The following is a 1,456-nucleotide window of genomic DNA, read 5'->3' as shown; positions in this document are numbered from 1 at the left end:
CTGCTCAACCCAGTCGTTATGGTAAAACTGATCGACCGGATTGGGTTGCGCCAGCGAATTGAGGATAAAGAATACCGATGCATCATTGGATTTATTCAGCCATGCCTGCCAGCTTGTTGAGGTTTCTGTCATCATTTCTTCCGTCATTATGATTATTCCTTTTTGGCGGGTTTAATCACCGGACTGACATCCTGCTGTGCCAGTAACGGGCAGTAAGGGTGAGCCGGGAATTCCACCATCGGCAACGGTGCTACACCTTCCGGCAATTGCAGTGCCAGCCCGCGCCCGCTGCCACCCGAACCCTGCCCGACATTAATCGGTGAACACAGAATGCCGCCCGGCGTGACTTTGAGAAACGTGCCACCCACTTTCAGCGTGATTTCAGATGCCGCTTCCAGCACCACTTTGCCGCCACTTTTCAGGTGAATTTCCTGTCCGCTGTCAATCACGGTGGCATCCCCGGTCTGGGTATGCTGGCTGCCGGCAATCCGGTGTGATACATCTCCTTCGGTGGTGATTTTGCGGGAGCCGGCGACCTGATGATGGTCATCGGCGCGGATATCGTGGTAGCGGTTACTGTCGATGCGGCTCTTCTGGTCGTGCTTGATATGCCAGTAAGCATCATTTTCGATATGGGCGGTAAAATCTTTCTGACCGTGGAAATAGATTTCTTCGCTGCCTTTCGCATCCTCAAAGCGCAGTTCGTTAAAACCTTTGCCCTTGTGGGTTTTGGTCTTGAAAGTCGTGCGGGTTTTCTGCGCAGGTAAATCCAGTGGCGGACGGTTCAGGCCGTTATAAACACACCCGGTGACGATGGGTCGGTCAATATCCCCGTTCAGATAAGAAATAATTACTTCCTGCCCGATACGGGGGATTGCCATAAAGCCAAAACCGTGACCATTCCAGCCCTGCGCCACCCGCACCCAGCACGATGCACTATCATCCGGTTCGTCATAGCGGTTCCAGTGAAAATGGATTTTGATAGCGCCATCCTTATTGACGAAAATTTCTTCCCCGTCGGGGCCGACCACGATGGCGGTTTCATCGCCATCCGCCAGCGGCTTATAGTGAAACGGCGGACGCCAGTTGGCAAGGCCGTCGCTAAAACTGAAGGTGTTGCTGAGTGTGGTGCCTTCACCGCGATTGTCTCCCAGCGCCTGCGGACAGCGCCCGTGGTGGTGGATGCTGATGATTTGCCAGCGGGCATTAAGCGGCGCATGGGGGTGACTTTTTATCTCGAAAATTTTGCCCGGCATCAGTTTGATGCAGTTGCTGTTGCCGCTGCCGGTCTGTTTCTGGTTATCCAGCGCTTCCTGACGGTATTTTAAAAAGGGTTTGGCGGCGGCATCTTTTTGAAAGCGTCCGTAACTTTCAAATATGGTATACGGTGTCTGGCTGCCAAAATCACGGAAGCCTTCGCTGCTTTGCATATGGGAGAGGTGATAGCGCGGGTTCT

1 protein-coding gene is annotated in these 1,456 nt (G+C 53.3%); it reads right to left on the bottom strand.

Translation table 11 applies throughout. The features are described 5' to 3' along the window. Window positions 1-152 precede the first annotated feature (152 nt). The coding region (tssI, locus tag NXS07_RS22550) for a type VI secretion system tip protein TssI/VgrG (protein WP_258087508.1) at window positions 153-1,456 on the bottom strand (1,304 nt) is incomplete at its 5' end.

It is taken from the genome of Xenorhabdus bovienii (genome assembly GCF_024721015.1).
In the GTDB taxonomy this organism is placed as follows: Bacteria; Pseudomonadota; Gammaproteobacteria; order Enterobacterales; family Enterobacteriaceae; genus Xenorhabdus; species Xenorhabdus bovienii.
Note: the sequence above shows the minus strand (reverse complement) of the source record. Positions and strands in the feature narration are given on the sequence as shown.